Source organism: Thermotalea metallivorans (genome assembly GCF_001562415.1).
Lineage (GTDB): Bacteria > Bacillota > Clostridia > Peptostreptococcales > Thermotaleaceae > Thermotalea > Thermotalea metallivorans.
In genome coordinates, this window is the sequence record NZ_LOEE01000077.1 from 1 (window position 1) to 8,035 (window position 8,035).

General features: G+C 34.2%; 3 protein-coding genes. All 3 read right to left on the reverse strand.

The features are described 5' to 3' along the window. Positions 1–113: 113 nt before the first annotated feature. The 3 genes from AN619_RS14505 to AN619_RS14515 all read right to left on the reverse strand — a co-directional run bounded on the left by AN619_RS14505 (position 114) and on the right by AN619_RS14515 (position 7,988). Positions 114–515, reverse strand: a complete 402-nt coding sequence (locus AN619_RS14505) for a hypothetical protein (protein WP_157065032.1) — start codon at positions 513–515, stop codon at positions 114–116. A 411-nt stretch (positions 516–926) separates the two neighbouring features. Further along, positions 927–5,249 carry a Kelch repeat-containing protein gene (locus tag AN619_RS14510; RefSeq protein WP_068557990.1) on the reverse strand — a complete coding sequence of 1,441 codons (4,323 nt, stop codon included), beginning with the start codon at positions 5,247–5,249 and terminating at the stop codon, positions 927–929. A gap of 18 nt (positions 5,250–5,267) precedes the next feature. Beyond that, the gene (locus AN619_RS14515; protein ID WP_068557991.1) at positions 5,268–7,988 is read right to left on the reverse strand and encodes a hypothetical protein; all 2,721 of its coding nucleotides are present in this window, start codon (positions 7,986–7,988) and stop codon (positions 5,268–5,270) included. Positions 7,989–8,035 lie beyond the last annotated feature (47 nt).

The window sequence follows — 8,035 nt, forward strand, 5'->3', positions numbered from 1 at the left end:
GTTCAAGAACCTCCGAACCGTTGATTTTAATGGGGTTTTGTCACTTCTATTATATCACAGAGAGGGGGCTTCTTGGACTTTTTTATTGCCCAAAACTATTGATTTTTCAATATTCATCGCACATCAACTTTGTGCGAAAGTTGATTTAAATTATTATTATTATATTCATTTATTAGTAGTGTCGGGTTTTCCAGATCAGGTTTTTCCAGATCAGGGTTTTCCAGATACGGAAAATCCGTAAGTGGATTATCCATTTCCGGATTTTCCGTAAGTGGACTTTCTGTTTCTTCTGTTTCTATGGATGTTTCATATACAACACTTTCCCAATAAACAATTTTCCCGTTTTTATCCTTAACTGGATTTCTTTCCATATAGCCATTATCTTTTAATTCTCTTAGTCCTGCATAAACAGAATCTCTTCCATCTTTTGATTGTTTAATAAGATCCCCAATCATGATTTTCCAATTATCAGGTTTAGAAAGCAAATAAGTATAAGAAGCCCTTTGGCTTTCCAAGATAATCTCTCATCACTTAAAAATTGTTTATTTATCATTACATATGGATTTTCTTTATTTTTTTGTACTCTGATGATTGTTGTCTTATCTGTGGCCATAAAAAAACCTCCCTGTTTTTTGTAAAAAAATAATAGTCATTTACTAAGCTAGGAAGGATCTTTACTTAGCATATAGAATTTTTTATAAATTTCTGTTGCATTTATAAGTAGATTGTGCTAAAATCTACTTATAAAACTAAAAACTCTATAACTAAATAAAAATCTTCCAAAGAAAAACCCTGTGCAGTCGGAAAGCAAAAGGGTTTTTCGCTTTTTTGTTTGTATTAACTTTCGACAGAAAAAATTTTTTTCCTTCAATTTCCTTCAAAATATTCTCAAAAACTAGAAAAAGAATGGTTTTTCCATTCTTTTTCTAGTTTGTTAAATTAATTCTTCCGTCTTGTAAGGCTGTTCCTTTGATGATTAATGCCTTTCCATCCCAGTTTTCTTTGTCATTATAGTTATATGTTGTAGTATTTTTCCTTGCAATTAATTCTAGGCTGATTATTGTATTATTTGGTAGTCTGGCATTAGTATAGAATTTGCCTTCCCAGATTTCTTCTGTACCACTATCTCCAACCTTCGTTAGATTAACATTTTGATCAACAGACCCATCATGGCCTATATCAATTTTAGCTTCTACAGTATTTGGCTTACCTTTAGAGTTAATTCTAAAGATTACATAGTATCCTGTTTTATATTCAACTAAGGAATTAATTAACATATCTTTTGTGATTGGATATGTCAAATGGTCATGATTTACAATATTAGTTATTCTAAAATTTGTTAATTGTAAAGAAATAACCTTCACCGATAGAGTTTTAGTTTCTTTATTTCCATTTGGCGTAGTTGCTTTAAACTCGAAGGTATAGACTCCATCTACTAAATTATTAGGAATGGTGTACCCTATAGACCATTTTTTCAAATCTCCTGTTGTCGTGCTACTTAATGTCATGACAGATGATTCATAGGGTGTACCTTTAAATGCAATTACTTCAACTTTATTTGCATATTTAGAAGTAGTGGCCTCGATATTATAGGTTTCTCCTACTCTTACAGTATCAGACATACTAGGCTGTAGGTTGATTGGGGTATTGACTACAATATTCCAAAGTAATTCTAGTACTGTTGCCTCCTGAATAGCCTGTATTTTCGCTGTATAAATATCATCCGGTAGTGTCTCGGGTATTCTATAATTTCTAATATCATACCACTTGTTATAAGGTGGTGTTGATATTTCTAAACCTGTAGGATTGGTTTTTGTAACCTTTGGTGTTTTAATTGTAGCTCCTTTGTAAAGTGCAAACTCAATCCGATCCATAGCATAGGGGATCGTTTCAATGTTGGTTACTTTCAATTCTTCGCTTGCAGGGATACCAGTACCGAATATATCAAATTTGCTAAGTTCAGGCCATATTTTTGCTTTTATGCCTGGAACCAATAACCATGCAATATTGGTACTGTCTTTTGCTCCATAGCAATCATAAACCGTAAGAGTAAAACTCACAATATTTTTCCCATCTATTTGTTTTGGGATCTTAACATATTTACTTTCCGTAGGGAATTTATGTATTGATCCGTCGCTTAATTCATAAAACCATTCATATTTTACAATGCCGTTATTCGGTAAAGAATATTGGAAGTCTAAATCAAAACTTTCATCTGCCGATAAATATAGATCCGTAGGCGATTCAAATAGGTTTGCGATAGCTTTAGGGGCTGTATGTACCCTAAAGGTTTTTGTCTTTGGTGTGGCAAACTTATCAAAGTCAGGATTCTTTGTTGCATCAGAAGCCTGTAGGCTTAAAGTCCAAAGACCACGCATATCCTCTGTAGCCTCTTTAAGAATAAATGGATCATTCATATCCACTACATTATGCCATTCTTCATCAGCCTTGCTGTGTCTTGGAACAGGATTATCAAAGATATTCGGATCATGGGTATATTTGATTTGTGTTGTCCCTGCTTTTGGCTTTTTCTGTTCATCAGTTAATTCAAGATTTGATTTCAACTTATCTATTAAACTGATCCCCTCATAATCCTTTTCATAATCCTCAAAGAGCATTTGGGTTTCTATGGTATCTCCTACAAGGAATGTATCACCATTGATGTCACTAGTGATAACACTCATGATAAAGTTAATAATATCATTCTTTCCATCTGTAGGAATGGATTTGTAGAGATATTCGTTATTTAGTATCAATTTGCTATCAATATAGGATTTTGAGCCGCTCTGCCCCAACCATAATGCATTTTGTTCTCTACTATTAAGTTTATTTTTAATCGTTTCGAGCAAACCTGAGTTCCTAGTAGTATTTTGAATAGAGGATTCAGTATTAACCATTACAAAACGATAGTCATAGCTAGAATCTAGCAGTGTTTTACTGATTCCGTTATTCACCATGGTTAGGAGATCCATGACGATAATCGTACCATTCCAAGTTATCGTTTTGGTAGCTCCGTCGGAATCAGTGATCGTTATGGAGATGTTGGTATATGTACCTGCACTTAAAGCATTTGCACCACTCCATGTTAGGGTAAGATTGTCCATGGTTGGCATGGCCGTTGGTGTTGGATCAATAGTTGCGGTTCTTATCTTACCATCAATCGAAGCACTGGCAGTAACTCTGTCTGCTGCTACATCCCATACCTTTAGTTTTAAGCTAAATGAATCCCCAAGGTTTACAACATGAATTGTAGCAGGTGTTGTTACAATTCCGTTAGCATCATAGTTAATTACAATAAATTCTTTTGTACTTACAGCTCCTTCAACTCCATCAAATACCGAAACATCTACCTTAACTCTCTGTTCATATCTTCCCGTAGAGGCGTTCCACGTCAGAGGAATACTAGATGTATCAAAATTATGTTGCCCACTAGTATTATTAAATCCTGCATTAGGTGTACCATTGTAAAACTCTTGGGTATCAGTATAAACACGTACCTTGTAAGTTAAATTGTCATTGTCTAGGTCCCCAGCATTCCATTTAATATTTAAGGTTCTTCCTTTTTGTATTTCTTGATTATTTGTTGGTGCATTTATAGTTACTGTAGGTGCCTTATTGGGTTGAGCTTTCCATGTGTATCCATCTGCTCCAAGAAATATGATTGTACCATCAGGTGTGTACATCTGTGTCCGTAGGTTACTGTTTTTAATAGCATTATAATAACTTTCATGTAATATTGGTAAAACGCTTAATTCATTCTTATTTGCATCATATACATAGGGCATTCCACCGCTTATAGAACCATTTTTAAACATGAGCTTATCTTGTCCTATTTGCCCTACCTGTATTTCACCTGAAAGGCCGTTAAAACTACTATTTAGATTGCTTAAAGTTTCTTTTTTAATCATTTGGTTTGTTGAAGGGTCATATTCAAATATGCCTATATTGTTTTGTCCATATCCTCTGTTGTAACCCCCAGCAAAGACTACTTTTTCTTTATTGCTATTGTCCTTGTATTTAACGGCTCTCATGGCTGTATAACCATGACCTTGTGATGCCATTTGCCCTTCTGCTGTTACGGTTGTTTTATTGGAAAGATTAAGAATTTGTACTAAACTACTGTAAGACCACCATTCGCTACTCGCCCGATTTTCTCCCCCTGCAAGAAACAATCGTCCATCGTCTAAAACCGCAGGAGCTTTTTTGGAAGGATAACTATCTAATATTTTCTCCATTCTTTTTATCCATGCATCTGTGTAAATATCATAAATAAAAATATCGCTTATGTTTGCATCATTATAATTTGTACCATATTCATATGCTCCACCTATAGCAGCTATCTGATTATTATTAATGGCTGCAAGTGTAGGAGAAAAAAACATCCCTGTTATGTTTGGAAAGTATGTATCTCTGGGGAAGCTAGATTTTTGTTCCCATCTGTCTGTTCTTGGATCATAAATATAAAACCGTCCATCATTACATAAATAAGCTACTCTGTTATCTTTTAAAGCAACCCCTTCTTCTATTCCAACTGGAGTAGCTGCCCCTCTAACAAATCTATATTTATTTTCGATTACATTTGAAGCTTTTATACTCATAGGTGTGCCACTATGCATATAAATATAATCGTTGAATGGTTCTACCTTCCCCAATATTTGTCTGCTAGGATATGTTATGCCATCATATTGTCTTATGAAATATAAATTATTTTGATATTTCTCAGCTATATAATCTCCTATGCTATATTGAGGTGAAGATATATACACATAAGAATTTTTAGGAAAAGGTCCCACACTGAAATTCTCTAGCCTAATCACATCATACCTTTGCATATCAAGCTCTGCTGTATATTTACAATCTGTCTGATATCCTCCTATTTTCTCTACTTTTCCAATTAATTTCCATGGACTGGTAATGTTACTACCCCCATTGATTGTATAGTTTGGATTAAATACGCCTACTCTAAGTTGATGAGTATTTGTTGTATGCTGATATAAAACATAATCACCTAGAACGGGATCGGCTGATACAAGTTGCATTGTATCTCTCTCGTCTACTTTAATCCCTTTTGATTCCATATGATAATAAGTATCTTCATCATATTTTATCCTTATTTTATCCCCTTCTGCATAAGGGGCAGGAATCGTGTGGGCATAAGAAACATTTGATTTGCCTAGAGGAAAGATTAGAAAGAAAATTTGCAATAAAATTGCTAGGACTAATGTCCTAGCAACTAATCTTTTTTTCATTATAGGATACCTCCCTCTTTAATAATTCTTATAATTATGTTCATTTCCAGCTAAATCAATATACTTGATATCAATTTGTATTTTCTGTGATGCAAAATAATCTAAGATATATTGAATATCCGCTGCGGTCATTGGTCTTGTAACGCTTGTTTCAATAATCGTTAGTTCTGATTTACTTTTTCTTGACATCAAAATATTGATAATCGGCTGAGTATTATCAAGCATAATTTCTTTTTTATCAACATCAAGGTCATTTGTGTCTGCTGAAAAATCAAACGTTTCTTCCTCGAAAATGAAATATGGTGTTTCAGGATCTTCATAGGCTGTAAATTCAAAATGATACTTCCCGAATAGGTTTTTATCAGGATTATCAATTGCTATACTAATGATTGCTCTATCATTCTGAAATATTTTATTTGTAACCGTAGCATATTCCATGAGACTTTCTTCATTTTTTTTGATCGTTCCTTGATGGCCAATGTCATTACTAAAATCTCCATCATTATTTGCATCATACTTAACTGTCAGAAAAGATCTGTCTAAATCGATCTTATCGTCAGGAGAATTATAAAGCACCGTCACATGAAGAAATGCCTTTAGATCATAGTTAGGGTCACGATAGACGATTGGAGTAGATACATTTATATCCACCGTTGGCTTTAATTCTGGTTGAATTACTACTTCTTTGGAGAAAGGTTCACTCTCTAAGAGTCCATTATAGGTAATATAGGTGATCCGGTATACCCCTTCCTTATCGAAACGGAGATCTTGGATCTTCTTAGCAGGGAATACTACCTTGCCATCTATCAGCTCTCCACCTTCCCCTTTAATAAATTCATTTTTGCTATAATCTACATCCCCTTCTAACCCTTTAAGGGGTTCGATAATGTATCTTGTTTGGGTGCTGTCAAAATCGATTGGGTAATGCTCTTGTAGTTCAACATCAGTGTAATCTATAGATTTACTGCCATCTACCGTAACCTTTTTATATGCTTTTAAAGTTCCGCTTACATCAAAATATGCTGTTGGCCTACCGTTGATAAATTCAACATCTTTAATTCTTATGAAATCAGATACACTGTATACTGTAAGGTTTGCTAATCTCCTAAATTTATAGGACTGTCCCATATAAGTATAATTTCCAGATTCAATTCCTCTTAGATCCTCTTTCCAATACTGTGAATCTATTGCATATTCGAAATTAGTACCAAAAGCACTCTTGATTTCTGTCTGGGTAAATTCTTTTGGTTTTTTCAACATGTCAGCAATATTATTACTATATTGGTATAACTCTTTTTCAGTGGCAATGATACCAGCACCTTTACTCATGACATTATAGAAGCCTTTAGGTCTTGTAAATTGGTCATTTACAGTAATAAGCTCACCATATGCTGTCTCTTCGTTTCTTTTTATTCCCCATTCCTGATACTGTAGTCCTCTAGCATAGTTATATACAGTCGCAAGTTCCGTTTCAAATAAGCGGTTCGGGATTACATCAATTTCAAGGTTTGCATTAGCCTTATAAAAATCTTTATCATCAGTTGTATTATTTAGCGTATTTTTTGCAAATTGTTTTACTACAACTACAGTCCCGAAGTACCTGTTATCCATCAATATTTCTTCTGGTACTTTTCCATCTCCACTTGCTAATAATGTTCCCACTGCATTTCTTATCTCCCAGTTAGTATATGAGGTTGGGTACAATGTCTCGACTTCTGGATGAGTCAGATTATCTACAAATACTCTTAATATATTGTCCCTTAATTTTAGTAAATCAACAGTTACATCTATGTCCGGCTTTGCTGTTTCTAAATAAACAAGGCCCTCAACCGGTTTGCTCTCCTTCCCATATTCATCTACTACCTTTACAACAATTTTAAATATTTCCTCTGCATTGCCTGTTATTTCTAACTCTCTTTTATTGTATTTCTGATTTTCAAATATAGGCTGCCATGCCGATCCATTCCATTTGTAAAGACTTACAATAGATTCCTTATATGTTGCATCATCTTCACTAAAATATGACCATGTAACGATATTTTTTATTGATGTATGGTCTGTAACCTCTTTAGGATAAGATCTAAAAGGTACTGTTATTTCTGTTTCCGGTGGAACTGTTACAATCTCTAACCTAATTTTACCTGTATCCCTAGCATATCTTATATGTCCTGCTGTATCTTTTACAGCTACCCTTCCCTCTATTGTGATTTCCTTATTTGAATTAGCCATAGAAGGATATAGTGTTAGGCCGGTGAGTTTTACAAGCTCCTGCTTAGTCCAATCTCCTTCAGCAATATTATTTTTATCAATCCACCATGAAAATTGGTATCCATCAATGCCTAAACTTGCTGTAGATCCCTTTGCATCAAGATCCAAATTGAATTGAACTGGCTTATTGTTTTCAAAATCATATTTTGAAACTTTGGTCGTTACCGGCCATGGATCTGTCCATAGTTTTGGTTCTATTGTATAAACATCTGTATCCGGTTTTACTGTCAAGATCTTTACAGTATTGTTAGCAGTAAGCGTTTTTCCTGAAGCTGTTTTTGCTGTTGCAGTTATTGGAAATATTGTATCTCCTGTAATATTAAGCCCTGTAAAGTTATAGGTTCCCTTTATGGATGTTGTATTAATAGTTTGCTCAAGTTTACTACTATTAGGAGCATTCCTGTAATAAACAAAAATGAACTTTGAAAAAATGAGCACCTCACGGTAGAATTGGGATGTGCAAACAACCACGAAAGCACAAATCCAAAACTACAGGAGGTACTTGACATGAAGTATAA

Excerpts from the sequence above, each read along its gene's own strand:
- AN619_RS14510 (WP_068557990.1), bottom strand. The coding sequence starts at position 5,249 with ATGAAAAAAAGATTAGTTGCTAGGACATTAGTCCTAGCAATTTTATTG.